Below are 21,679 nucleotides of genomic sequence, written 5' to 3'. Positions count from 1 at the left end.
GGCTGGGCAAATCATCCCGTCAACAGAATGCTCGCCTCCATCCCCCAGCCATATCCCTCGCCCCATTCCGCCACGGCCACGCGGGACTGGGCGTCCGGCCCACCCGGAAAATCCGCCGCCAGATCAGCCGCCGGATAGTTCGCGCCGGCCGCCTCGACCTCGAACTTTCGCTTCTCGACCTCGCCATCCAGCACCCGCACCCGGAACCTCGAAGACCCGGACGCGGCCGTCTCGCCGTCCCACCGGTCTCCGTCGACCCGCGAGCGCGCAATCCAGCCCAGATCGAACCCGCCGTCCCCCCGCGCCGTGGCCCGCAGATGCGCCGGTGACCACGGCCGTTCATGCACGCCCGTCGCCGTGAACCCGACTTCGCTCACCCCCGCACCGCCGGCCGGTCCGCCCGCCGGACCGGCCCGCCAGATCCGCGGCAGATCCCGCTCCGCCCGCGGCGAGTCCGCCCTTGCGGGCGCCTGATCCAGGAAGACGACGACAACCCCGCTCGACGCCCCGGCCGCCTCCGTCCCCTGCTGCCCCCGCAACAGGCCGGACAGCCGCCAGACCCCGCCCCCGACCAGCGTCGCTGTCCGGAACTGCAGCAACTCCCAGCCGCCGGCGGTCTCAACCGCCGCCGTATTGCCGCCCGCGAACACAGCCGTTTCGGACCGGCTCTGCGGCGCCGGCCCCTCGACCCGCACCAGCACGGCGTTCACCTCGTCCCAGCGATGCCGCGCGCCCGTCCCCAGCGGCCCGGCCAGCACACCCACCGTCGCCGGCTGCGCCACCTCGCCCCTCGCCGTCAGCGCCGCCGCGTCCGCCCCGGCGAACACCCGCATCGGCCGCCACGGGTCCGCCGCCACGACCGCGATCGGCCGCCCGTCATCCTCCGCACCGAGCAGCGGCGGCAGTTCGATCATCCGGAAGAAGGGCGCGCCGGCGACGACCGCGCTCTCGCCCGCCCCCGGCTGGCCGTCATCCTCCCCGACCCGGACCGCGGAAACGGGCTCCAGCACCGCCGACGGCGTCTCGTCCCTATCCAGACGCATGACCCGCCAGTCGCCGCTGCGGCCCTCGACCGTCACCGTGTCGCCGGGCTCCAGAGCCAGCGCCTCGACCGGCCCCGGCGTCACCATCAGCCGATCCGCGCCTCCAGCCTCCAGCGCCCGCTCCGCCGCCGCCCGCGCCAGGGCGCCCGAACAGACCGCCGGCAGGTCCAGATCGATCCCGCCGCCCTCGCCCGCCGAACGCACCACGACCGATCCGGTCTGATACCCCGCCTCTCCGTCGATATAACGCACCCGCGCCGCGCCGGGCCGCGGCTCCAGCACCCGCTCCGCCTTCAGGCTCGCCCCTTCCTCCGGCAAGGCCAAGGCCTCGGGTGTCAGCGACGCGACCGCCGGCTCATCCCCGATCACCGACACCCGTCCGCCTCGCTCCGCCGCGACCAGGCCCAGTCCGGCCAGCAAGGGCTCCAGCGCATCGCGGGTGCGCATCGGCCGGTCGATGACATAGCCCTGCACCTCGCCCGCGAAGCCGCCGATCTCGAACGCGCCTTCGTCCAGACCGCCGCGCTTCAGGATGGCCGCGATCAGATCCCGGGTCTCCCCCGCCAGACGCCCGTTCAGCCAGTGGCCCGTCCGCCACGAGCCGGCATCCGCCCAGACGTCGTCGCGTCCCGGGAACGCCGGATACGGCCGCGCATCCCAGCACCAGGCGTCCGCCGCCTCCACCATCGGCCCGCCATAGACCGCCGAAGAGGGATTGTTCGCCTCCACCGCAAAATGCTCCAGCACCGACCCCAGCACGCGCCTCTGCATCCGGTCGTCGCGCGCGCCGGTCGAGAACGGCGGCAGGGCGCTTTCGGCGCTCTTGGGATCCAGGAACAGGTTCGGCGCATTGCCGCCCCGGTCCACCGCCGCGCAGCCGAACTCCGTCAGCCGGACCGGCTTCATCCCGGCGACCCAGGCCGTCGGCGAACCGTTCCTCACGCCGCCGGGCCGGTCATGGTGGGCACTCGACCACCACCCCTTCAGGTCCTTGACCCGGAACACCCAGTCTTCACCGTGCGCCGTATCGACGATCGGAGTCCGCGTCTGCGCCGCCCGGTCGGCGTCCGACGCGTAGAACCAGTCGAACCCCTCGCCGCCCGCGACCTGGGCCGCCAGATAGGCCGCCTCGGCCGGTCCCGCGAACCCCTCGCCGTCCGCCCCGCCGTCGAGCGCCCGCCAGTCGCCCATCGGCGGATACCAGTCGATGCCGACGTAATCGATGCTCGCATCGGCCCACAGCGGATCGAGATGAAACGCCACGTCGCTCCCATCCCTCACCCCGGCGTACTCGGACCAGTCGGCCGCATAGCTGATCGCGACGCCCGACCCGACCACCGCACGGCACTCGGCCGCCAGCGTCCGGAGTTGCGCCACCGCCGGGAACCCGCCCCCCGCATCCCGCGTCCTCGTCAGCCCGCGCATCTCCGAGCCGATCAACAACCCGTCCGCCCCCGTCTCCGCCGCCAGCGCCGCATAATGCCGCGCCATCCGGCGCAGTCCCCAGCCGTCCGCCGTCCCGAACATCGCCGCGACCTCCGCCGCCGCGCCGGCGCCGTCCTCGCCCTTGACCCGACCCCGCCACGGATAGGCCGCCTGCTCGGACCCGCCATAGGGATCGGGCAGCCCGTTCCCCGCCGCCACATCCATCAGCACGAACGGATACAGCGTCACCTCGAGGCCCCGCGCCTTCAGCGCCGCCACCGCCTGCCGCACGCTCTCGTCCGAGGGCGTGCCGCCATAGGCCGGTCCGCCGGAGGGGGAATGGCTGATCAGATGCGCCTCCGACCGATCCAGGCCCGCGACCGACCAGCCCAGCGGCTCCGTCGCCTTGTCCGCCCGCTCGACGCCGGGTCGGACGGCGCAGTGGCCGGCCCGCAGGTCGTCGCCGAACCACGCGACCACCAGACTGACCCGCTTCAGGTTCGGGCATTGCGCCTGCAACTGATCCAGCGACACCGCCAGGTCCGCCCGTCCGTCGCCGGCGTGCAGGTTCTCCGCCGTCGTCCGGGTCAGCCCCTCGCGGCGCATGACCACCTCGGTCGCCAGCACGAACTCCCCCGCGCCCGGGATCAGGCACACGCCCTCCAGCCGGTCCTCCAGCCGCGGCGCGTCGCCCGGCGCCCGCCGGAACACCTCAAAGCTCAACTGCGGCGGCCGGTTGCCGTACGGCCCCAGCGGCAGGTCCTCGAACACGACATAGGCCGTGCCCCGGTAGGCGGGCGCCGCTCCCTCCACCGCCTCGATCAACGGGTCGGGCGTCTGATCCTCGCCGCCGCGATGCACGCGCATCGTCGCGCCCGACAGATTCATCGGCCGCCCGTCCGCCCAGACCCGGCCGATCCCGTCGATCTCGCCCTCGCACAGGGCCACCGCGAAGCTCAGGGAATAGTCGTACTCCACCGTCCGGGGCCCGCCCTTGCCGCCGGACGCGGTGTTGCGCCCTTCCAGGAACCGCGCCGCCCAGATCATCTGGCCGGTCACCCGCGCCCGCCCGAACACACAGGCTACGGGCGCACCCTCCGCCGTCCCCTGCACCTTCAGCGTCTCCAGCCTCGGCCCCTTCTGCCGCGCCGGCTGAAGGCTGGAGATCGCCCGCTGATCGATCGCCCGCCCGAGGGTCGAGCCGATCACCGCCCCGATCGGCCCGCCGAATGCCTGGCCGACGCTGCCCAGGATCACCTGCGCCATGTTCAGTCCTCCCCGGACCGTTCAACGCCGGGCCAGCTGAAGGCCGCGACCAGCCGCCTGCGCCACCACGACCCCATCCAGCTCTCCACCACCGTCCGCCCCCAGTAGGCGTGGATCATCCGCGGCTCGGCGCCCGTCATGTCGCTCAGGATCGCGCAGTGTTTGACCGGACAGCCGGGCGCCATCCGGAACAGGACCACATCGCCCGCCCGCGCCGCCTCCACCGGTATTTCCGCCAGCCACCGGCGCGCCGCCGCCAGCAGGGTCTCCTCGCCCCCGACCTCGGCCCAGTCCGGCCGGTACGGCGGCGGGGCCTCGGGCTCCGCGCCGACCAGTTCGCGCCACACGCCCCGCACCAGGCCCAGGCAGTCCGCGCCCTCGCCCTTCACGCTGGCCTGATGCCGGTACGGCGTCCCCAGCCAGCCCCGTGCGGCCGCCACCACCGCGCGCCTCATCGCCGGCTCCGGCCGTCGTTGCGTCCGCCCTCGACCGGCGCCGCGGTCAGGAAGTCGTCGCCGGGAATGTCCGGAAAGCCCCGAAAATTGGCGCCGTTCGTGAAGGTCCCGATGCAGGTCGCCCAGCGCTTGTCGCAACCGGCCCCCGGAAACGCCTCCAGATCGACGCCGCAGCGTCCATCCCCCAGCATCGCGTCACAGTCGCGCCCATAGGTCCGGCCGACGACCCGCTCCAGCTTCGCCAGCGGTCCCTCGAGTTCGGCCATGAAGCCCGGGCCCTCGCGCCGGATGCGCGCGAGGGTCGCCGTCCACAGCCTGACCTTCAGATCCGGCCGGTCCCAGTCGACCCGCCACAGCGTCACCGCGGCCGCGTCGTACAGGCCGGCCTCCACATCGGCGTCGGTGATCGCCGCGTCGTCCAGCCCGCCCGCGACCGCCGCCGATCCCGGGCTGAAACCGACCGCGCTGTCCTCCGCGCCCACCGTCCACCCGCTCGCCGCCCGACAGGTCACGCCGTCGACCAGCAGGTCGCGGTCATGATCGGTGAACCCCAGTTCAACCCCGTCCGCCCGCCGCAGCATCCAGACGTGGCACAGCATCGCCGCCCCGCTCTCGATGCGGGCGGTCATCTCTTCCGGTATCGTTCGCATGACTCAGACCCGCACCTCGATCAGCGGCACGGCCGCCATCCGCCCGGCGTCGAAACTCTCCAGCGTGACCTCGATCCGGTCGGCGTCGAACCGCACCGGCGTGTCGAACTCGAAGCCCGCCGTCACCGCCATGCCGGCGCCCGGCGCCGCGGCCAGCGTCACCATCCCCGTCGCCGCATCGACCGTGAAAGCCTCCGCCGCCAGTTCGACCCCGTCGACGGCGACCCGCACCGTCGCCTCGACCGGCTTGGCGATCAACCGCCCGAACGCCCCCTCGCCCGCGCCATAGGCCTTCGCCAACTGGAACCCGGTCCGCGTCCCGTCGCCCGCGCCCAGCGCCTGATCCAGCGGCGCGACCGCCGCCCCCGGCGCACAGGATTTGCAGTCGGCGAAGTCCCGGAACCGGAACCCGTACAGCCGGCCCCGCCGCGCCTCGAAGAACCCGGTCAGCGCCGCCATGTCGTCCAGCGACCGCAGATTGGCGCCGATCAGATACCGCCGCCGCCCCTGCGCCCAGGGCGTCGAGCGTCGCTCGAACCCCGACCCCAGCGTCACGATCTCCGTCCGCCGCTCCACCCCGCCGGTCGATCCGAACGCCAGCCGCGCGGGCAGCCGCACCTCGTGAAAGGCCATCGCAGTCCCTCTCCTGTTCCGGATTCGCCGGCTTCGTCTTTCGCTTGTCGGGCGAGCACCGTTCGGTCATTCTTCCGCTGCGGACACGATGTCCGGCGAGCGGGAGGGCGACATGACCACGGAAAGTTCCCATCAGATTCAAAGCTTTGACTGGCAGAAGCTGCTGTTCTCCTTCGAGGGCCGCAGCCGGCGCTCGCACTTCTGGATCGGTTGGCTGATCTGCCTCGGCGTCGGCGTCGTCGCGGGATGGATCCCGCTGCTCGGCGGTCTGATTTCCCTGGCCCTGATCTGGCCCAACCTGGCCATCTCGGTGAAGCGCCTCCACGATATGGGCCACAGCGGATGGCTGGTCGCCATTCCATGGGTCGTCAGCATTGTCGGCATCTTCGTCGCCATCGGCCTGATCGGCGTCACGGCCTTCGCGAACGCCGCGGCCCTGGAGCGCGAGGATCCCGCCGCCATCTTCGCCCTCATTGGTCCCGCGCTGGGCCTGTTCGGGCTGCTCACCCTCGTCAATCTCGGCTTCCTGCTCTGGATCGGCGTTTCCGACAGCCAGGCCGGCGACAATCGCTTCGGTCCCAATCCCAAGGGCCTCTGAGGGCCCGGTAGACCCCGCTCAGAGCCGGCGCGCGCCCAGCGAGACGGCGCGCGCCAGCATCTGGGCGATCTGCGCCTCCGAACGCAGCAGCGCCGGCGCGCCGCCGTCCACCCGCACATTGACGGTGACGCCCCCGCCGCCGGCCGGCTCGATGACCCCCGCCCCGGACGGCCGGAACACCTCCGGACCGCGCTCGCCGACCAGATAGGCCCCGCCGCCCAGCACCGCCCCGCCGTCGGCGCGCGACCCCGCGAAGATCGTCTGCACCGCCCGGGCGATCGCCTCGCCCAGCCCGCCGCCGCCGCCCGATCCCGAGGCCGCATTCACCGCCGCCAGCACCGCCCGCGCCAGCTCGGCCAGGCTGACTTCCCCGTCCGCCGCCGCCCGCGCCAGCGACCGGACCAGCCCCTCCCCGGCCCGGCCGAAGGCGTCCTCGATCGACGCCGCCGCCCGCTCCGCCGGCTCCCGCAACGCCTCCAGCGCCGCCGCCGCCTCGGCCGCCTTGCGCGGCACCCCGTCGAGGCCGGTAGATTCAAACGTATCAGTCATCCGGCCACGCCTCCGCCATCCGCTCGAACGCACCCCGCCCCATCGGCGCCCCGCCGCCCGGCCGCGCCGTCAGCATCCGCCACTCCCGCAGCGACAGCCGCCAGAACCCCTCCGGCCCGACGCCCAGCCTCGCCGCCGCCCGCAGCATCTCGCCCCAATCCAGTGTCCTCCCCACATCGTGGGGAGGGGGACCACCCGAAGGGTGGTGGAGGGGCAGTTCCCTCATCCCCGTCGTCATTCCGCCGCCGCCGCGAACGCCTTCGCCACCGCCTCCGCCGCCTCCCGCGGATCGACCGGCGCCCGCTCCAGCGCATCCGCCAGCGCCCGCTCGCCCCCGCCCCGCAACAGCGCCGCCAGCACCACCATCAGATCCCGCGCCGACAGCGTCCGCATCCGCTCCGCCAGGCCGCCCAGCCCCTCCAGCCCCAGCCCCGTCTCGATCTCCGCCAGCGCCCCGAGCGTCAGGCACAGCCGCCGCTGCGATCCGGCCAGCAGGGCGATGACCTCGCCCCGCGCGCCGTTGGCCATCATCACAAGGCCTCGAAGGAAATCTCGCCCGCGCTCGCCAGGCTGATCGCGAAGGTCGCCTCGCCCTCATGCTCGCCGGCGTATTCCAGCGCCGCCACCAGGAACGGCCCCTCCAGCACGCCGAAGTCCGGCACGATCAACCGCCACACGCTCGCCGACTGGGAAAAGAAGGCCTCCCGGATCTGGGCGTCCGACGCCGCGTCGCGAAAGATCCCCTGCCCCGCCACCGCCGCCGACTTGACCCCCGCGCCGCCCAGCAGTTCGCGCCATCGGCCGGCGCTGTCGCCGTCGGTCGCGTCGACCGTGCGCGCATTCAGCGAGATGGTTCGTGCTCTCAGGCCCGCGACCGTCGTGAACACGCCCGGCGCGCCCTCGATCTTCAGCAGGATGTCCTTGCCGCGTTGTGCGCTCATGCCGCCATCTCCTCCGTGACGGCGCGCACCCGCAGCACCGCAAATGTCCGCGCCCCATTGGCGCCGGGAAACACATCGGCGAACGAGACCCTCAGATTCACCGTCCGCACCCCGTCGGCTTCCAGCGCCGCATCGTTCAGCGCGACCCGCACCGCCGCCAGCACCGCCTTGGCCTCCTCGGTCCCGCGGAACCGCGACACGACCGTCAGCGTCAGCGCCTGCTCGGCCCCGCCCCCATCCGCCGCCACCGGCCGGCTCTCGCACCGCCCGATCAGCAGATGCGGAAACGCCGGATCGGCCGGCGCGACATCCCAAACCCGCGCCGGCTCGCCCAACAGCGCCTGCACCGCCGCATCCGCCTTCAGATGCGCGATCAACGCCTTCTGCAGCGCCAGTTCATGCGCGCTCACCGGATCCGCTCCAGGTTCAGGATCGCCCGGCCGCCGACCGTCTCGCCCGCGACGATCCGCCAGTCGCCCCCGCCGAACCTCAGCATCCGCCCGACCGTCAGCCGCGCGTCAGACCGCGTCTCCGCCGCTGCCGTTTCGATCGCCCGCGCCCCGCCCGGCTCGTTCTTCTCGCGCCGTCGCCGCGCGCCCAGCTTCAGCCAGGCCGAACCCAGCGGCTCCCAGCTGACCGCCCGTCCGCCGTAAGGCGTCTCGCTCTCGATCCCCTCGAACAGCTCGGCCAGCACCTTCATCGCGCCGCTCACAGTCGCACCACCCGGTACGGCGCGATCCAGCCCTCGACCGCTGCCACCGCCATCTCGGGGTCGCCGCGCTCATAGGCCCGCAAGGCCAGCATCAGGATCGCCAGCCGCAACGGCGCCGGCGAGGTCGAGGTCAGGGTCAGCCCGACCTCCCCCTCGACCCGCGCCCGGGCCGCATCGATCAGCGTCTGGATCAGCCCGTCCTCCGCCGCATGCTCGACGCGCAGGAACAGCTTCGCTTCCGCCAGTGAGACGGGTGCGGTCATGGGAAACCTCGATTGTCTGGGAAGGGAGGCAACAGGCATCAGGGATCAGGCAGCAGGATCGATCCCGCCGCCTTCTTCTGTTGCCTGCTGCCTGTTGCCTGCTGCCTCGGCGACTACGTCGCCGCGAACTTCATCACCTTGATCGCATCAAAGTTCTGCACCCCGCCGCCGACCCGTTTGGTGGTGTAGAACAACACATAGGGCTTTGCTGAATACGGGTCCCTCAGCACCCGCACCCCCGCGCGATCCACGATCAGATAGCCGCGCTGGAAGTCGCCGAAGGCGATCGCCGCGCTGTTGGCGGCGATGTCCGGCATGGTCTCGATCTCGGTCACCCGATAGCCCAGCAGGCTGGCCGTCTCGCCCGCCCGCTGCGCCGGCTGCCAGATGTAGTTGCCGTCGGCGTCCTTGAACTTCCGCACCGCCGAGACCGTCTTGCGGTTCATCACGAACCGCCCGTTCGGCCGGTACTGGGCCTTGGGCGCATAGACCAGGTCGATCAGCCGGTCGGTCGGATCCTCGGCCGCGAACGCCCCCGCCGCGCCCGAGGCGATGTAGCCGATCTCGCCCCATTCATGGTCGGCCTCGGCGACAATGTCATAGCTCAGGAACCCCTTCGGCTTGTTGACCCCGTCGCCCGTGACGAAGGCCGTCGTCTCCTGCGCCGCGAAGGCGTCCTCGACCTCGGCCGCCAGCCATTCGTCCAGATCGATCAGGGCGTCGTCCAGCAGCGACTGGGTCGCCGCCGGATTGGCGTAGAGATCGGCCGACGGAAACTCCAGCAGCGCCAGGGTCGCCGGATCCGTCTCCGGCCGCGCCGCCGTCTCGGCCACCCAGCCCGAGGCCACGCCCGCCGTCGACACCGGCTTCCTGAACACCCCGGCCCCGACCGTTCTCACCGTGGCGATCTCGCGCATCGGCGACCCCGCCATCAGCCGCCGCTCGATCGCCCGCTCGGTCTGCTCCGGCACCACATAGCCGGCCGAGTTCGACGCCGTCGACAGCCCCGCCTTCAGCTCCAGCCCGAACGACTGACCGGTCTTCAGATAGCCGTCAAACGCGGCCTTCGTCTCCTCCCCATGCAATGGGGAGGGGGACCGCGAAGCGGTGGAGGGGTGGCGGCCATCGGACTCGATCCCCGGCCGCCTCCCCTCGCTCACCACCCGGTCCAGCCGCGCCTGCGCCGCCCCCACCGCCTGGTCGATCCGCGCCACCTTCTCCTCCAGCAGCGCATCCGCCGAGCTCTTCCGCTCGATCTCGTCCAGCCGGGCGTCATTGGCCCCTTTGAACGCCTCGAACGCCGCCATCATCTCATGCATGGCGGCGCGCGCCTCGGGCGTGCCCGAGGCCTGTTTGGTCTCTTTCATGGTCTCTCCGGTTGAAGAACCGCGGGTTGCGGCTAGGGTCGGGGCGTGAACCGCCCTCTTGAAAAATTCTCGCTGCGAGACGGCCGGTGAGCACCCGCTTCACCCCGCTCGAATCCGACATCCTCGACGCCCTCGCCTGGGACCTGCGCGACATCGCGCCCGATCTCGGCGGCCAGTTCGCCGAGTCCCTGCCCGGCTCCCGGCGCAACACCGGCTCCGGCCTGTTCACGGAACTGATCGTCGACCGTTCGCGTCCGCCGCCCCTGACCGACCCCACCGGCCGCTTCGGCACGGTCCACGCCATGGTCGGCGACCTGCCCGACCCGATCGCCTTCCAGGTCGAGCTGCGTCAGGGCCGGCTGTTGTCCCTGCACGGCGACGCCTACGGCCAGGACACCCGGGCCATCGACTTCGCCCGCGTCCCCTTCGATCAGATCTTCGTCCTCAATGATCAGGGCGAGTCCATCGCCTTCGACCCCGCCGTCCTGATGCAGCCCAGCCCCCTGCTCGACCTGCACCGGCACGAGGACCACGAGCCGCCGTTCCCGGCCGAGCCGCGCGCGGGCGATCGCGACCCCCATCGATGGGCGCAGGAGCCCAGCCTCCAGAACGTCCTCGACGTCGTGTTCGGGAAGATCGAGCCATCGGCCCCGGCCGCCGCCGCCGCCGGCGAAGCTCCGCCCGACAAGGCCGACCAGACCTCCGTCCTCATCGGCCTGTGGGTCGCCATCGCCGCCGTCGCCTTCCTCGCCGTCGTGTTCTTCGACGTACCGTTCTTCTTCGCCGTCGTCCTGGCGGGCGTCGTCGGACAGACGCTGCACAAGCCGAAGGTCCGCTCGGCCCTCGCCCGTGGGGCCCGCCGGCTCGGCCAGTACGAATATCGCCCGCCCCAGCGGTAAAAGCGCTTAAGCTGCAATCGGTTGACACTCACCGAACCGCGTGATCTCGGTTAACCATGGCCAAGCTTGGGATTGCGCCGATGTCCAGACTCCGCGTGGCGATCGCAACGACCGTCTTTCTCCTGTCCGCCGGCGCCGTCCAGGCCGCCGACCGCTGCGGCGCACAGACCCACATGCGTTTCGGCGAGACCCGGGCCTATTTCGGCGACACGCTCGCGGCCTGCCGGCCTGACGGCTACTGTTCGGCCGTGGTAGCCCTGCCCGATCCGTCCGGCCAGGCCGTCTATCGCCAGCAGCTGCGCGTCGCCCGGCCCAGCCCCGGCGCCGACCACCTGGTCGAGCTGGTGGCGGCCAACCCCATGCCCGTCGCCGGCCCCATGCGGTTCACCACCCCCGGCCAGACCGTCGATCCCGGCCCCTGGCTGGTCCCGACCTCGCCCGGCGCCAATGAGTTCCGGGTCAGCGATCCGATCCTGACCCGCTCCCTCGTCTCGGGCCTGCGCCGCCAGCGTATCGCCCGCTGGACCTATCCGTCCGACGACGGCCCCGTGGAGGCCTATTTCTCGCTCCGCGGCATGACCGCCGCCCTGAACTGGATCGACTGCCGGGGCGCCGCCGCTTCGGGCTGATGCCCGCTGGCGCGCCGCCTTCCGTCCCGGCATAGTCCCGGTCCCAGGGAGAGGATTTCCGATGCGACTTTCGATACTCGCCGCCGCGCTGGCCCTCGCCACCGCCGTCCCCGCCGCCGCCCAGACCGCCGCGCCGCCCCCGGCCGTCGCAGCCGCCGCCCCGGCCGATGTCGCCAGCCCCGAGGCCATCGTCGCGGCCCTCTATGACGTCATCTCCGGCGACGCTGGCGTCGCCCGCGACTGGGACCGCTTCCGCGCCCTGTTCCACCCCACCGGTCGGCTCATGCCCACGGGGGTCAACGCCGAGGGCGTCGCTCGCACGCGGGTCCTGACGCCGGAAGACTACATCACCCTGGCCGGACCCGGTCTGGTCCGCGACGGCTTCCATGAGCGCGAAATCGCCAGCCGCACCGAGCGCTTCGGTCACATCGCCCACGTCTGGACCACCTACGACAGCAAGCGCAGCCTCTCTGACGCCGAGCCCTTCATGCGCGGCATCAACAGCATCCAGCTGCTCAACGACGGAACCCGCTGGTGGGTGATCAGCGTCTACTGGCAGGGTGAAACCCCGGACGCGCCGATCCCGCCGGAATACCTCCCGCCGGCGAACTGACGCTTACGCGGGCCGGAACCGCGCCCCCGGCAACATGGGGAATGTCACCAGCGACACTTCCCACAGCTCGACCTCGACCAGCACCCGCAACCGCCCCTCGCGGCGCGCGCGGCTGCTGCGGAATCCGATCGAAAGCCCGTCCAGCGCCCCGGCCCTCGACAGCGCCCGGGCGAACCGGGCCTCCGCCGACCAGTCCATGATCCGCCCGGCGACGAACAGGCCGCGCTCGTCCTCGACCACCCGGTCCCAGACCCCGACCGCCGCCCGCCCCTCATGCTGATGCAGCATCCGCACGCCCGTCGCGCCCGTCTTCGCCAGACTGGCCGCGAACGCGCCCCTCGCCACCACATCCCCGTTCAGATCGGCCACGCCCCAGAGGGACGCATAGCCCTCGATCCTGAGATCCGCGTCCACCACTGCGGCAGCCGTCATCCCCATCCCTCCAGCCGCTCCTCGATCCGCTCGACCGCCGCCCGCGTCGCAAGGCTCTGCTCCTCCAGCCGGGCCAGCCGCTCGGCGACCAGCTGCTGCCCGGCGACCCGGTCCTCCAGCGTCGCGATCCGCGCCGCCGCACCCCCGGCCCACACCAACCCGCCCACGGTCTGCACCACCAACGCCGCGATCACGGCGACGGGGACCTTCCTGAGTGCTTCCATCAATCTCCCACCCCCGCCATCCGACGCCGCTCCTCGTCCGTCAGGAAGGTCGCCGCATTCAGCCGCGCCCACAGCGCGTCCCGCTCCGGCTGCAGCGCCGGCAATCCATCCAGGTCGGCCTCGATCCGCGTCCCGGCGAACCGCCCGCCCAGCCACCCCGTCAGCGCCGCCGCCGTCTTCCGCACCAGCGGCACCACCGTCCCCCGCCAGAAGGCGGCATTGGCCTCGCGATAGTTGGCGTAGGTCGCGTCCCCCGGAATCCCCAGCAGTTGCGGCGGCACGCCGAACGCCAGCGCGATCTCGCGTGCCGCGGCGTGTTTCCCGGCGATGAAATCCATGTCCGCCGGCGTCCAGCTCATCGGCTTCCAGTCCAGGCCGCCCTCCAGGATCATCGGCCGCCCGGCGTTCATCGTCCCCGCATGGCTCTCCTCGACCTGCCCCCGCAGCGCCTCGAACTGCTCGGCGGTCAGCCGCTCGCCGTCCTTCGCCCCATAGACCAGCGCCCCGCTCGGCCGCGCCGCATTGTCCAGCAGCGCCTTGTTCCAGGCCCCCGAGGCGTTGTGCACATCGATCGCGAACGCCGCCGCCTCCAGCGGCGAAAACCCGTAGTGATCGTCCGTCGGATGAAACAGTTTCAGCTGCATCACCGGCGACCAGCCATCCGCCGCCCGGCCGATCCGGATCGACCGTCCGTCGACGGAATATTCCCAGGCCTCGGGCCAGCCGGCCCGCCCCGGCACCACCTTCACCCGGTCCGGCCGCAGCGTCCAAAGCTCCTCGGGCGCTGGCTCCCCCACCGCCTCGGCATAGGCGTTTCCCGCCGTCTGCAGCGCCCCGTACAGCGCCTCAAGCCACTCCGCCCCCGACTGCTCCGGGTTCGGCCGCGCCAGCAGCGCCGCCAGCGGATGATCGTCCCGCCGCACCCCGTCGGCGAATACCAGAAGCGGCGTCGACGCCGCCGCCTCGGCGATCATCCGCACGCAGCGATAGGCCACGGCGTTCCTGGCGAACCCCTCCTCGGCCAGATGGGCATAGTCCCGCGGCGTCCACCGCGCCCGCCCGCCCGCCGTCAGCGCAATCAGCGGCCCGGTCCGGCTGTCCTTGATCTCAGGCGCGGATACGCGCCGCCGGCCCTCGAAGGGCCGCCGCCAGTTCAGCATGAAAGACTCTCCATCGTTCTCCCTCCCCTTCATGGGGAGGGATGTCGGCGCAAAGCGACGACAGGGTGGGGAATTGCGAAGCCGGGCGGCATCGGTTCAGGACTGTCGTTCCCCACCCGGGCTCGGCTGCGCCTCGCCGTCCCTCCCCACTTCGGGGGAGGGAGAGCGTCCTCACAACATCCGCACCTTTGGCCCCGCCCGCGGCGCCGGCAGCAGATGCGTCACCGCCCACACCAGGGCGTCGGCCCGGTCGGGACTGCGCCCGCCGCCCTCCGCCGACCCCAGCGCCATCAGTTCCTCCTCCAGCGCCGGAAACGCCCCGCAGTGGACGACCCGTCCCTGTTCATAGAGCGCCGCCACCGGCTCGGCCCGCGCCGCCTTGCCCCGGCTGGCATGCACCAGTCTGATCGCCGTCTCGCAGCCGCCGTAGGCCAGCACGGTCCGCACCATCTCGCCGCCCTGGTTCTTCTCGGCCACGATCTCCTGCGCCCCGAACTCCCGCGCCGTCTGGGCCACGATCATGGCCCAGCCCTGCGGCGACTCCCCGCCTTTCGACCGGTCGGCCAGCACATAGGCCCGGCCCTCCCTGCGGCCCACGACCACGATCCCGCAGGCGTCCCCGCCCGCGCTCGCCGGCGGATCGACCGCCACCACGATCCGCTCCAGCGTCGCCGGCCGGTGGCCCCGCGCCCGCGCCAGATCCTCGGCCCGGAACAGCGCCCCCTCGGCCTCGACCACCAGCCCCTCCAGCTCCTGCGCCTCCAGCCGCGTCCCGGCGTAGAGCGTCCTCAGATGCGCCAGAAATCCCGGCGACAGATGGCTCGCATTGGCCTGCGTTCCCGCGCGGTCGATGACCACGCCCGCCTCTTCCATCAGCCGACGCAGCGCCGGTATCGGTCGCGGCGTCGTGGTCACCACCAGCCGCGGATCGTCGCCCAGCCTCAGCCCCATCCGCAGATTGCTCAGCACCGCTTCCGGCCGGCGCCAGGCGCAGAACTCGTCGGCCCAGGCATGATGAAACTGCGGCCCTCTCAGACTGTCCGGATCCTCGGCTGAGAAGGCGTGCGCCTCGCTGCCGTTCGGCCAGACCAGTCGCCGCCGGCCCGCCTCCCAACGCGGCCGCTTCGCCCGCTCCGGCAGGGCCTTCAGCCCCGACGGTCCCTCGACCATCACCTCGCGCACATCGTGCAGCGTCGGTCCGACCAGGGCGAACCGTCGGTCCGCGATCTCGGCCAGATGGTTGATCCACCATGCCCCGGCGAAGGTCTTGCCGGCGCCTCTTCCGCCCAGCAGCACCCAGGTCCGCCAGTCCGACGCCGCAGCCGGCGCCTGATGCTCATGCAGCGCGAACCGGCTCCCGATCAGCGCGTGCAACTGGCCAGCATCCAGGTTCGACAACGATACCTTTTGCCTCCAGCACCGCGTTGAGGCGATCGAGACGGGCCTCCAGTTCGGCCCGCATTCGCTCGAGGTTCTCGGGGCTGTCGTCACGGGGTTTCATCTCATCCTCTTCCAGCTGACGGTCGCCACCGGATCGCGACGGCGGCGACAGCGCCACGACGGCGCGAACCGAACGGGCGAAGACACCCACGGCCCGGACCCGTCGCTCCGCCGCGCCCAGGTCGCCGGCCGCAGGGGACGCGGCCTTCAGGATCCCGACATCCGTGTCGACGATCGCCATGAATTGCTCCTGCAGGTCGCCGGCCCATGCCGCCGCCCGCGCCGCCCTGTCCTGATTTCCCGTCATGCCCAAAGAGTAGGCGACCAGCGCACCCCGGCGGGATAAACGCCCTTGGAAAATCACAAGTGATTGCTTTTTGGCGATATTATCCCGCCAACCCAACTATGGATTCGCGGATTGTCAGCACAGCGTCATGCCGTAGCCGGGGCGTCGGCGGTCAGCGGCCTGCGCCGCGCACCAGCCCGGCATCCGACGTGTCGTCCTCAGCGCGGGCATGGACCATGGCCAGGGCGGTCAGCAGTTCGCTGATCTGGATCGGCTTGCCGACGTGCCCGTCCATGCCCGCTTCGCGGCATCGCGTGACCTGTTCCGGCTGGACATTGGCGGTCAGGGCGATGATCGGCGTGCGTCCGGCGGGGCCGCTGATCGCCCGGATTGCCCGGGTCGCATCCAGCCCGTCCATCACCGGCATGTGCACGTCCATCAGGATCAGGTCATAGGCGCCTGTGCGCGCGGCTTCGACCGCCTCGGCCCCGTTGCACACCGTGTCCAGCGCCAGCCCCAGTCCGCCCAGGATCGCCGCCACCAATTCCCGGTTCGGCGCCGCGTCGTCGGCCATCAGGATCTTCAGACCCGCGTCCACCGCAAGATCGCCCTCGCCCGCGGCCTCCACGCCCTCGACGGCCTCGTGCATCGGGACCTCGAACCAGAAGGTCGAGCCCTCGCCGGGCCGGCTGTCCGCCCCGATCTCGCCGCCCATCATCTCGATCAGGCGGCGCGAGATCGCCAGCCCCAGCCCGGTGCCGCCATAGACGCGCGTGGTCGAGGCGTCGGCCTGGGTGAAACGGTCGAACAGGGCGTCGATCTTCTCCGGAGAGATGCCGATGCCGCTGTCGGTCACCGCAAGCCGAAGCCGGTCGCCGGCCACCGCCAATTCCAGAAGCACCGTCCCGCTGGTGGTGAATTTCACCGCATTGGACAGGAAGTTCAGCGTAACCTGCCGAAGCCGCCCCTCATCCCCCATGAGGGCCTCGGGCAAGCTGGAGTCGATCACGGTCTCCAGCCTCAGTCCCTTGGCCTGGCACTGGGTTTCGACCAGGGCGACCGCGCCCTCAGCCATGGCGCGAGGATCAAAGGCCTGCGGATCCAGATCGACCGCATCGGCTTCCAGCTTGGAATAGTCGAGGATGTCGTTGATGACGCTCAACAGGGCCTCGCTCCCCGTCGCGATCCGGTCGGCATATTTGCGCTCGGCCTCCGGCAAATTACGGCTCTCCTGCAGCAGGCCCGAGAAGCCGATCACGCTGGTCAGCGGCGTCCTCAGCTCATGGCTCATATTGGCCAGGAACTCCGACTTGGCCCGCGCCCCCGCCTCGGCCACGTCGCGCGAGGCGATCAGCTCATCTTCCAGCGCCTTGGTCTCGGACACGTCGCGGACCACATCCTGGAACTCCAGCGGCCGCCCCTCGGCGTCGCGGATCACCTTGGGATGCGCTTCCAGCCAGACCGTCTGACCGTCCCTGCGCATGCCCCGATAGGGCACGCGCGGCGACGAGGCGCCCGGTCCCGCGTTGAGATATGCCGCAAAGGCGGTCCGCAAACCGCCAATGTCTTCCGGATGGATGAAATCCCAGATCGACCGGCCCACCAACTCCTCGGGTCGGTAGCCCATCGCTCCCTCGATCGACGGGGACACGTATGCGAACACCCCGTCCAACCCGTAGGTGGCGATGATGTCCGTCGCATTGTCCGCCAGCAGCCGGTAACGGGCCTCGCTGGCCGCGGTCCGGTCGTGGGCGCGGACGCTTTCGGTGACGTCCTGGAACACGCCGAACAGGGCGACCGTTGCGCCCCGTTGATCGCGCTCCGGCATGCAATGGGAGATGACGATCCGTTCCTCGCCGTCGGTCCTGATCAGACGAAGCCGGAATTGGCTGGCCTCGCCCACCTCGATCGCCCGCGCCACCCATTCGCGGACCTTGGTCTGGTCGTCGGGATGGTAGAAGCCGACGGCGTCGTCATACTGGGGGTCAAAGGTCTCCGGTGAGACGCCGTGGATGCGATAGACCTCATCGGACCAGCGGATCTTCCCCGTCGTCACATCCAGCTGCCAGTGCCCGACGCCGGCGATCGTCTCGGCCAGTTTCAGGGTCTCGACGAGCTCGGCCTGCTCGCGCTCGGCGGTCTTGCGGGCCGTGATGTCGCGAACGTGGTCGTGAAACTCCACGACCGCGCCCGAGGCGTCGCGAACGGCCCTCGGCATCGCCTCGAGCCATACGACACTGCCGTCCGTCCGGATGGCGCGGTATTCGTAGCGCGGGGGCGGAGCGCCGGGCCCGGCCTCGACATAGGCCCGCAGGGTCGCCCGGATGACCTTCAGGTCGTCTTCCGGGATGAAGTCAGAGCAATCCTTGCCCAGCATGTCGACCGGGTCGCGTCCCAGTAGCGCCTTCACCGCCGGCGACACATAGAGGAATCGCCCCTGGGTATCGAAGCGGGCGATGATGTCGGTCGCCGTCTCGTTCACCAGCCGGAACAGGGCCTCGCTCTCAGCCAGCCGTTCCTGCGACCGCACCGCCTCAGTCACATCCTGGAACACCCCGAACAGCGCCACGGTCCGGCCCGTCTCGTCCTGTTCCGTCGTGGCCTTGGTCTCGACCAGCCGTTCTTCGCGGCCCGGCGGCTGGATTCTCAGCCGGAATTCATAGCCCGCCCCCGTTGCGATCGCCTGCGACACCGCGCTTGCAAGCACCTCGGCATCATCCGGATGATAGCCGGCGAGGACGAGCTCATAGTCGGGTACGATCTCACCCGGCTCAAAGCCGTGAATTCGATAGACCTCGTCGGACCAGGTGACTTCACCCGAGAGCACATCAAACCGCCAGTGGCCGACCCCCGACATCTGTTCCGCCAGTTTCAACAGGGCAAGGCGCTCGGCCTGGACGCGTTGGGCGGTCGTCTGGTCGAACATGCTGCCGGCGATCCCGGCCACGCGGTGAAGGGCCGCGAGCTCCGACGGCGTCAGGGCGGGCCTGGGCTTCGAATCCATGATGCCGACCGCACCCACGGCTTCGCCCTTGCCGTTGCTGATCGTGACGCCGGCGAAGAAGCGCAGAAACGGCTTTCCGGCGACCATCGGGTGGTCCTTCAGGACCGGGTGGGCCTGGGCGTCCTCGATTGTCAGGTGTGCGCCCGGCCCCATGCCGACGAGGATATTGCTGACACTCACATCCCGCGGCAAGAAGCTTTCCCCCAGACCGACCTCGGAACGAAAGACCGCGAGGTCCCCATGGACGAAGGACACAAGACCGAAAGGAACCTTGAACCGGTCGCAAAGCAGGGCTGTCAGATCATCGAAAGGCGTTTCGAGCCCCAGACTGTCCTGCTTGTTCACGGCGCCGCCTCGTCCTGGATACTGGGAGCAGGAAGTCACAGGCTGACGAATTAATGGTTACCGGCCCGGCGGAATCAGTCGCCCCGCTCCAGGTTCCATTCCGGCGCCTCGAAATCCAGCGCGTCCTCGGGCTCCTTCAGCGCCAGTTCCGACACCGTCTGCCCGCGCACCGAAACCCCCGCCGCATGTACGCTCTCGGGATCGCCAGAGATCAGCGGATGCCAGTCGGCGAGCCCCCGGCCCTCATGGATCCGGCGATAACCGCACGACTTCGGCATCCATCCCAGCTGTTCAATATTCCACGGCGTCAGCTTGATGCAGTCCGGCACCTGCTCGCGGCGGTTGGCGTAGTCGATGCAGGTGCATCGGTCGCTGTCGAACAGCTTGCAGTGCACCCGCGTCGGCACGACCTTGCCCGTGTCCTCGTCCTCGAACCGGACCAGACAGCACAGGCCGCAGCCGTCGCACAGGCTCTCCCACTCCTCGCGGGTCATCTGTTCGAGGCGTTTTGTTTGCCAGAAGGGCTGATCCATCGGCGGCGTCTTACGCGGATCGGGGCGGGCTGTCGCCAGCCTTCGCCAGGACAGGTCCGGCAACCGTCCGGTTGCAAACCCCTTCCGGCTTCGCTTTCACCGGGGTAGGAGAAAACCGAGTAGCGTTCGGGGGATACGCGTGATCATCGGCATCGATCTGGGCACCACCAACAGCGCGGTCGGCATCTGGCGCGACGGCAAGGCGGAGCTGATTCCCAACAGCCTTGGCCACGTCCTGACGCCCTCGGCGGTCAGTTTCGAGGAGACGACCGGCGAACTGATCGTCGGCCTGGCCGCCCGCGAGCGGCAGTCGACCCACCCCGACCTGACCGCCACGGCCTTCAAGCGCTACATGGGCTCCACCCGGGTCACCAAACTCGGCCAGAAGAGCTTCCGCGCCGAAGAGCTGTCGGCCCTCGTCATCGCCCGCCTCAAGGCCGACGCCGAGGCCTTCCTGGGCGAGCCGGTGACCGAGGCGGTCATCACCGTCCCGGCCTATTTCAACGACAAACAGCGTAAAGCCACCCGCAAGGCCGGCGAACTGGCGGGCCTCAAGGTCGAGCGCCTGCTCAACGAACCGACCGCCGCCGCCCTCGCCTACGGCATCCACGAGCTGGCGGCGGAAAGCCGCTTCCTCGTCTTCGACCTCGGCGGCGGCACCTTCGACGTCTCGGTGCTCGAGATCTTCGAGGGGATCATCGAGGTCCGCGCCTCCACCGGCGACAACCGGCTGGGCGGCGAGGATTTCAACGACATCCTCATTGAGGAGTTCAAGCGCGCCACGGGCGACCAGGTGGCTGCGAAGGACCGGGGCGATCCCCTGCTGCGCGAACGCATCCGCGCCGCCGCCGAGCGCGCCCGCCGGGCGCTGACCGACCATCCCTCGACGACCATGTCGGTGGTCTGGAAGGACAAGGCGCTGGAGCATCCGGTCACCGCCGAGGAATTCGAGACCCTCAGCCAGCGCCTGCTGAACCTGCTGCGCGATCCCGTCCTGCGCGCCCTGCGCGACGCCAACCTGCGCGCCGAGGACCTGACCGAGATCATCCTCGTCGGCGGCTCGACCCGCATGCCGATCGTGCGCCGCAGCATCACCCGCATGTTCGGCCGCTTCCCCGCCAATGCGGTCAATCCCGACGAGGCCGTGGCCGTCGGGGCTGCTGTCCAGGCGGGGCTGAAGTCCCGCGACGTGGCGCTGAAAGAGGTCGTGATGACCGACGTCTGCCCCTACAGCCTCGGCGTGGCGGCGGGCGACCACGACCCCTCGGGCCGCTATCTCGGCGTCAGCTTCTCGCCGATCATCGAGCGGAACACCGTCATCCCGGCCAGCCGGCTCCAGTATTATGCGAACTCGGCCCCGAACCAGCGGATGGTCGAGATCCCGGTCTATCAGGGCGAATCCCGCAACCTCGCCGACAACATCCTGCTGGGCCGGCTGGACGTCCCGATTCCGGCCGGTCCGGTCGGCAGCATCCAGATCGAAATCCGTTTCACCTACGACATCAACGGCCTGCTCGAGGTCGACGTCCACATCCCCAAGACCGGCGAGAAGCGCGAGCTGGTCATCGCCGACGAGACGGTCATGGCCGACGCCGATTTCGAGCAGCGCCGCCTCGCCCTCGCGGCCCTGAAACAGCACCCGCGCGACACCGACGCCAACAAGGCCGTGCTCGCCCGCGCCAACCGCTGCTTCGAGGAATCCCTCGGCGAACAGCGGGCCTATATCGCCGACCAGATCCGCGCCTTCGAGGGCGTGCTCGAGCGTCAGGATCCCCGCGACATCGAGCACGGCCGGACCCAGCTGACCCAGGTCCTCGACCGCTTCGAGGGCGAGACCTGGCTGTGAGCCGCTCCATCTGGGCCACGCTCGGCATCCCGGCGACCAACGACACGGCCGAAATCCGCCGCGCCTACGCCCGTCGCCTGAAGGCGGTTCACCCCGAGGACGACCCGGACGGCTTCCAGACCCTGCGCGCGGCCTACGACCACGCGATCGACATGGCCCGCAACGGTTGGGCGGTTCCCCGGCCGCCGGAGGGCGCGGAGGGCGACGACGACGACGGTATCGACGCCGGCGGCTGGAATGACCCCGGCGCTCGCCAGTGGACCGTCGGTTCCGCGGCCTTCGACGGCGGCGCTCCGACCCCGATCGACGCGCGGTGGGGTCCGCCCGGTGAGACCGCGCCCCCGCCGCCCGGCGCCGCGGACGAGC

Annotated in this window: 25 protein-coding genes; 6 read left to right on the top strand and 19 right to left on the bottom strand. The window is 70.8% G+C overall.

Going from position 1 to position 21,679, the window contains the following annotated elements:
• Positions 1-11 precede the first annotated feature (11 nt).
• Genes B2742_RS03530 through B2742_RS03515 form a run of 4 tightly spaced genes read right to left on the bottom strand, consistent with a single transcriptional unit; the run spans position 12 to position 5,472 of the window.
• Positions 12-3,734 (bottom strand): baseplate multidomain protein megatron, encoded by a 3,723-nt coding sequence (locus B2742_RS03530; protein WP_292063042.1) that lies wholly within the window; start codon positions 3,732-3,734, stop codon positions 12-14.
• A 2-nt stretch (positions 3,735-3,736) separates the two neighbouring features.
• Positions 3,737-4,189, bottom strand: coding sequence for an NlpC/P60 family protein (locus B2742_RS03525; protein WP_292063040.1), 453 nt, complete (start codon positions 4,187-4,189; stop codon positions 3,737-3,739).
• The gene (locus B2742_RS03520; protein WP_292063037.1) at positions 4,186-4,839 is read right to left on the bottom strand and encodes a baseplate hub protein; all 654 of its coding nucleotides are present in this window, start codon (positions 4,837-4,839) and stop codon (positions 4,186-4,188) included. The genes B2742_RS03525 and B2742_RS03520 overlap by 4 nt, the downstream gene beginning before the upstream one ends.
• 3 nt (positions 4,840-4,842) lie before the next feature.
• On the bottom strand, positions 4,843-5,472 hold the full coding sequence (locus B2742_RS03515; protein ID WP_292063035.1) for a DUF2460 domain-containing protein: 630 nt from the start codon (positions 5,470-5,472) through the stop codon (positions 4,843-4,845).
• Positions 5,473-5,584: 112 nt separating this feature from the next.
• On the opposite strand from B2742_RS03515, the gene B2742_RS03510 reads away from it, so the two are divergent.
• A complete protein-coding gene (locus tag B2742_RS03510) occupies positions 5,585-6,070 on the top strand; it encodes a DUF805 domain-containing protein (protein ID WP_292063033.1) in 486 nt (161 codons plus the stop codon).
• 18 nt (positions 6,071-6,088) lie between these two features.
• On the opposite strand, the gene B2742_RS03505 is transcribed toward B2742_RS03510, so the two are convergent.
• From B2742_RS03505 to B2742_RS03470, 8 genes are all read right to left on the bottom strand, one after another.
• Positions 6,089-6,619, bottom strand: coding sequence for a phage tail tape measure protein (locus B2742_RS03505; protein ID WP_292063031.1), 531 nt, complete (start codon positions 6,617-6,619; stop codon positions 6,089-6,091).
• Entirely contained in the window at positions 6,612-6,767 is a 156-nt protein-coding gene (locus tag B2742_RS03500; RefSeq protein WP_292063029.1) for a phage tail assembly chaperone, read from the bottom strand. Before B2742_RS03500 ends, B2742_RS03505 begins: the two co-directional genes overlap by 8 nt.
• Positions 6,768-6,853: 86 nt before the next feature.
• Complete coding sequence (locus B2742_RS03495) at positions 6,854-7,150, bottom strand: GTA-gp10 family protein (protein WP_292063028.1); 297 nt, start codon at positions 7,148-7,150, stop codon at positions 6,854-6,856.
• Positions 7,150-7,560: a phage major tail protein, TP901-1 family gene (locus tag B2742_RS03490; RefSeq protein ID WP_292063026.1), complete on the bottom strand. Its 411-nt coding sequence runs from the start codon at positions 7,558-7,560 to the stop codon at positions 7,150-7,152. The genes B2742_RS03495 and B2742_RS03490 overlap by 1 nt, the downstream gene beginning before the upstream one ends.
• On the bottom strand, positions 7,557-7,970 hold the full coding sequence (locus B2742_RS03485; RefSeq protein WP_292063023.1) for a DUF3168 domain-containing protein: 414 nt from the start codon (positions 7,968-7,970) through the stop codon (positions 7,557-7,559). The genes B2742_RS03490 and B2742_RS03485 overlap by 4 nt, the downstream gene beginning before the upstream one ends.
• The gene (locus B2742_RS03480; RefSeq protein ID WP_292063022.1) at positions 7,967-8,272 is read right to left on the bottom strand and encodes a phage head-tail adapter protein; all 306 of its coding nucleotides are present in this window, start codon (positions 8,270-8,272) and stop codon (positions 7,967-7,969) included. Before B2742_RS03480 ends, B2742_RS03485 begins: the two co-directional genes overlap by 4 nt.
• Positions 8,269-8,535: a head-tail connector protein gene (locus tag B2742_RS03475; protein WP_292063020.1), complete on the bottom strand. Its 267-nt coding sequence runs from the start codon at positions 8,533-8,535 to the stop codon at positions 8,269-8,271. Before B2742_RS03475 ends, B2742_RS03480 begins: the two co-directional genes overlap by 4 nt.
• A gap of 113 nt (positions 8,536-8,648) precedes the next feature.
• Positions 8,649-9,902 carry a phage major capsid protein gene (locus tag B2742_RS03470; protein WP_292063018.1) on the bottom strand — a complete coding sequence of 418 codons (1,254 nt, stop codon included), beginning with the start codon at positions 9,900-9,902 and terminating at the stop codon, positions 8,649-8,651.
• An 86-nt stretch (positions 9,903-9,988) separates the two neighbouring features.
• Here B2742_RS03470 and B2742_RS03465 point away from each other — a divergent pair, with 86 nt between their 5' ends.
• From B2742_RS03465 to B2742_RS03455, 3 genes are all read left to right on the top strand, one after another.
• The gene (locus B2742_RS03465) at positions 9,989-10,801 is read left to right on the top strand and encodes a hypothetical protein (RefSeq protein WP_292063015.1); all 813 of its coding nucleotides are present in this window, start codon (positions 9,989-9,991) and stop codon (positions 10,799-10,801) included.
• 80 nt (positions 10,802-10,881) lie between these two features.
• On the top strand, positions 10,882-11,430 hold the full coding sequence (locus B2742_RS03460) for a hypothetical protein (protein WP_292063013.1): 549 nt from the start codon (positions 10,882-10,884) through the stop codon (positions 11,428-11,430).
• Positions 11,431-11,491: 61 nt separating this feature from the next.
• Positions 11,492-12,043, top strand: coding sequence for a hypothetical protein (locus B2742_RS03455; protein ID WP_292063010.1), 552 nt, complete (start codon positions 11,492-11,494; stop codon positions 12,041-12,043).
• Positions 12,044-12,046: 3 nt separating this feature from the next.
• On the opposite strand, the gene B2742_RS03450 is transcribed toward B2742_RS03455, so the two are convergent.
• The 7 genes from B2742_RS03450 to B2742_RS03420 form a co-directional block, all read right to left on the bottom strand.
• A complete protein-coding gene (locus B2742_RS03450) occupies positions 12,047-12,475 on the bottom strand; it encodes an HK97 family phage prohead protease (RefSeq protein ID WP_292063008.1) in 429 nt (142 codons plus the stop codon).
• Positions 12,472-12,699 (bottom strand): hypothetical protein, encoded by a 228-nt coding sequence (locus tag B2742_RS03445; protein ID WP_292063007.1) that lies wholly within the window; start codon positions 12,697-12,699, stop codon positions 12,472-12,474. The genes B2742_RS03450 and B2742_RS03445 overlap by 4 nt, the downstream gene beginning before the upstream one ends.
• Complete coding sequence (locus tag B2742_RS03440) at positions 12,699-13,859, bottom strand: phage portal protein (protein WP_292063005.1); 1,161 nt, start codon at positions 13,857-13,859, stop codon at positions 12,699-12,701. Before B2742_RS03440 ends, B2742_RS03445 begins: the two co-directional genes overlap by 1 nt.
• A 171-nt stretch (positions 13,860-14,030) precedes the next feature.
• Entirely contained in the window at positions 14,031-15,233 is a 1,203-nt protein-coding gene (locus tag B2742_RS03435; RefSeq protein ID WP_292063003.1) for a DNA-packaging protein, read from the bottom strand.
• Positions 15,196-15,540 carry a hypothetical protein gene (locus B2742_RS03430; RefSeq protein ID WP_292063001.1) on the bottom strand — a complete coding sequence of 115 codons (345 nt, stop codon included), beginning with the start codon at positions 15,538-15,540 and terminating at the stop codon, positions 15,196-15,198. Before B2742_RS03430 ends, B2742_RS03435 begins: the two co-directional genes overlap by 38 nt.
• Before the next feature lie 217 nt (positions 15,541-15,757).
• Positions 15,758-18,934, bottom strand: a complete 3,177-nt coding sequence (locus tag B2742_RS03425; RefSeq protein WP_292062999.1) for a PAS domain-containing protein — start codon at positions 18,932-18,934, stop codon at positions 15,758-15,760.
• A 74-nt stretch (positions 18,935-19,008) separates the two neighbouring features.
• Positions 19,009-19,467 carry a YcgN family cysteine cluster protein gene (locus tag B2742_RS03420; RefSeq protein ID WP_292062997.1) on the bottom strand — a complete coding sequence of 153 codons (459 nt, stop codon included), beginning with the start codon at positions 19,465-19,467 and terminating at the stop codon, positions 19,009-19,011.
• Between the two features lie 139 nt (positions 19,468-19,606).
• Here B2742_RS03420 and B2742_RS03415 point away from each other — a divergent pair, with 139 nt between their 5' ends.
• Together B2742_RS03415 and B2742_RS03410 are read left to right on the top strand one after the other, a co-directional pair.
• On the top strand, positions 19,607-21,313 hold the full coding sequence (locus B2742_RS03415; protein WP_292062995.1) for an Hsp70 family protein: 1,707 nt from the start codon (positions 19,607-19,609) through the stop codon (positions 21,311-21,313).
• On the top strand, positions 21,310-21,679 hold a 370-nt coding region (locus B2742_RS03410), incomplete at its 3' end, for a J domain-containing protein (protein ID WP_292062992.1). The genes B2742_RS03415 and B2742_RS03410, both read left to right, overlap by 4 nt.

Source organism: Brevundimonas sp. UBA7664 (assembly GCF_002483305.1).
Lineage (GTDB): Bacteria > Pseudomonadota > Alphaproteobacteria > Caulobacterales > Caulobacteraceae > Brevundimonas.
This window is presented reverse-complemented; position numbering and strand designations above follow the sequence as displayed.

Excerpts from the sequence above, each read along its gene's own strand:
- B2742_RS03475 (WP_292063020.1), bottom strand. The coding sequence starts at position 8,535 with ATGACCGCACCCGTCTCACTGGCGGAAGCGAAGCTGTTCCTGCGCGTC.
- B2742_RS03495 (WP_292063028.1), bottom strand. The coding sequence starts at position 7,150 with ATGATGGCCAACGGCGCGCGGGGCGAGGTCATCGCCCTGCTGGCCGGA.
- B2742_RS03515 (WP_292063035.1), bottom strand. The coding sequence starts at position 5,472 with ATGGCCTTTCACGAGGTGCGGCTGCCCGCGCGGCTGGCGTTCGGATCG.
- B2742_RS03420 (WP_292062997.1), bottom strand. The coding sequence starts at position 19,467 with ATGGATCAGCCCTTCTGGCAAACAAAACGCCTCGAACAGATGACCCGC.
- B2742_RS03530 (WP_292063042.1), bottom strand. The coding sequence starts at position 3,734 with ATGGCGCAGGTGATCCTGGGCAGCGTCGGCCAGGCATTCGGCGGGCCG.
- B2742_RS03490 (WP_292063026.1), bottom strand. The coding sequence starts at position 7,560 with ATGAGCGCACAACGCGGCAAGGACATCCTGCTGAAGATCGAGGGCGCG.
- B2742_RS03470 (WP_292063018.1), bottom strand. The coding sequence starts at position 9,902 with ATGAAAGAGACCAAACAGGCCTCGGGCACGCCCGAGGCGCGCGCCGCC.
- B2742_RS03450 (WP_292063008.1), bottom strand. The coding sequence starts at position 12,475 with ATGACGGCTGCCGCAGTGGTGGACGCGGATCTCAGGATCGAGGGCTAT.
- B2742_RS03525 (WP_292063040.1), bottom strand. The coding sequence starts at position 4,189 with ATGAGGCGCGCGGTGGTGGCGGCCGCACGGGGCTGGCTGGGGACGCCG.
- B2742_RS03505 (WP_292063031.1), bottom strand. The coding sequence starts at position 6,619 with ATGACTGATACGTTTGAATCTACCGGCCTCGACGGGGTGCCGCGCAAG.
- B2742_RS03455 (WP_292063010.1), top strand. The coding sequence starts at position 11,492 with ATGCGACTTTCGATACTCGCCGCCGCGCTGGCCCTCGCCACCGCCGTC.
- B2742_RS03510 (WP_292063033.1), top strand. The coding sequence starts at position 5,585 with ATGACCACGGAAAGTTCCCATCAGATTCAAAGCTTTGACTGGCAGAAG.
- B2742_RS03430 (WP_292063001.1), bottom strand. The coding sequence starts at position 15,540 with ATGGCGATCGTCGACACGGATGTCGGGATCCTGAAGGCCGCGTCCCCT.
- B2742_RS03500 (WP_292063029.1), bottom strand. The coding sequence starts at position 6,767 with ATGCTGCGGGCGGCGGCGAGGCTGGGCGTCGGGCCGGAGGGGTTCTGG.
- B2742_RS03460 (WP_292063013.1), top strand. The coding sequence starts at position 10,882 with ATGTCCAGACTCCGCGTGGCGATCGCAACGACCGTCTTTCTCCTGTCC.
- B2742_RS03520 (WP_292063037.1), bottom strand. The coding sequence starts at position 4,839 with ATGCGAACGATACCGGAAGAGATGACCGCCCGCATCGAGAGCGGGGCG.
- B2742_RS03440 (WP_292063005.1), bottom strand. The coding sequence starts at position 13,859 with ATGCTGAACTGGCGGCGGCCCTTCGAGGGCCGGCGGCGCGTATCCGCG.
- B2742_RS03445 (WP_292063007.1), bottom strand. The coding sequence starts at position 12,699 with ATGGAAGCACTCAGGAAGGTCCCCGTCGCCGTGATCGCGGCGTTGGTG.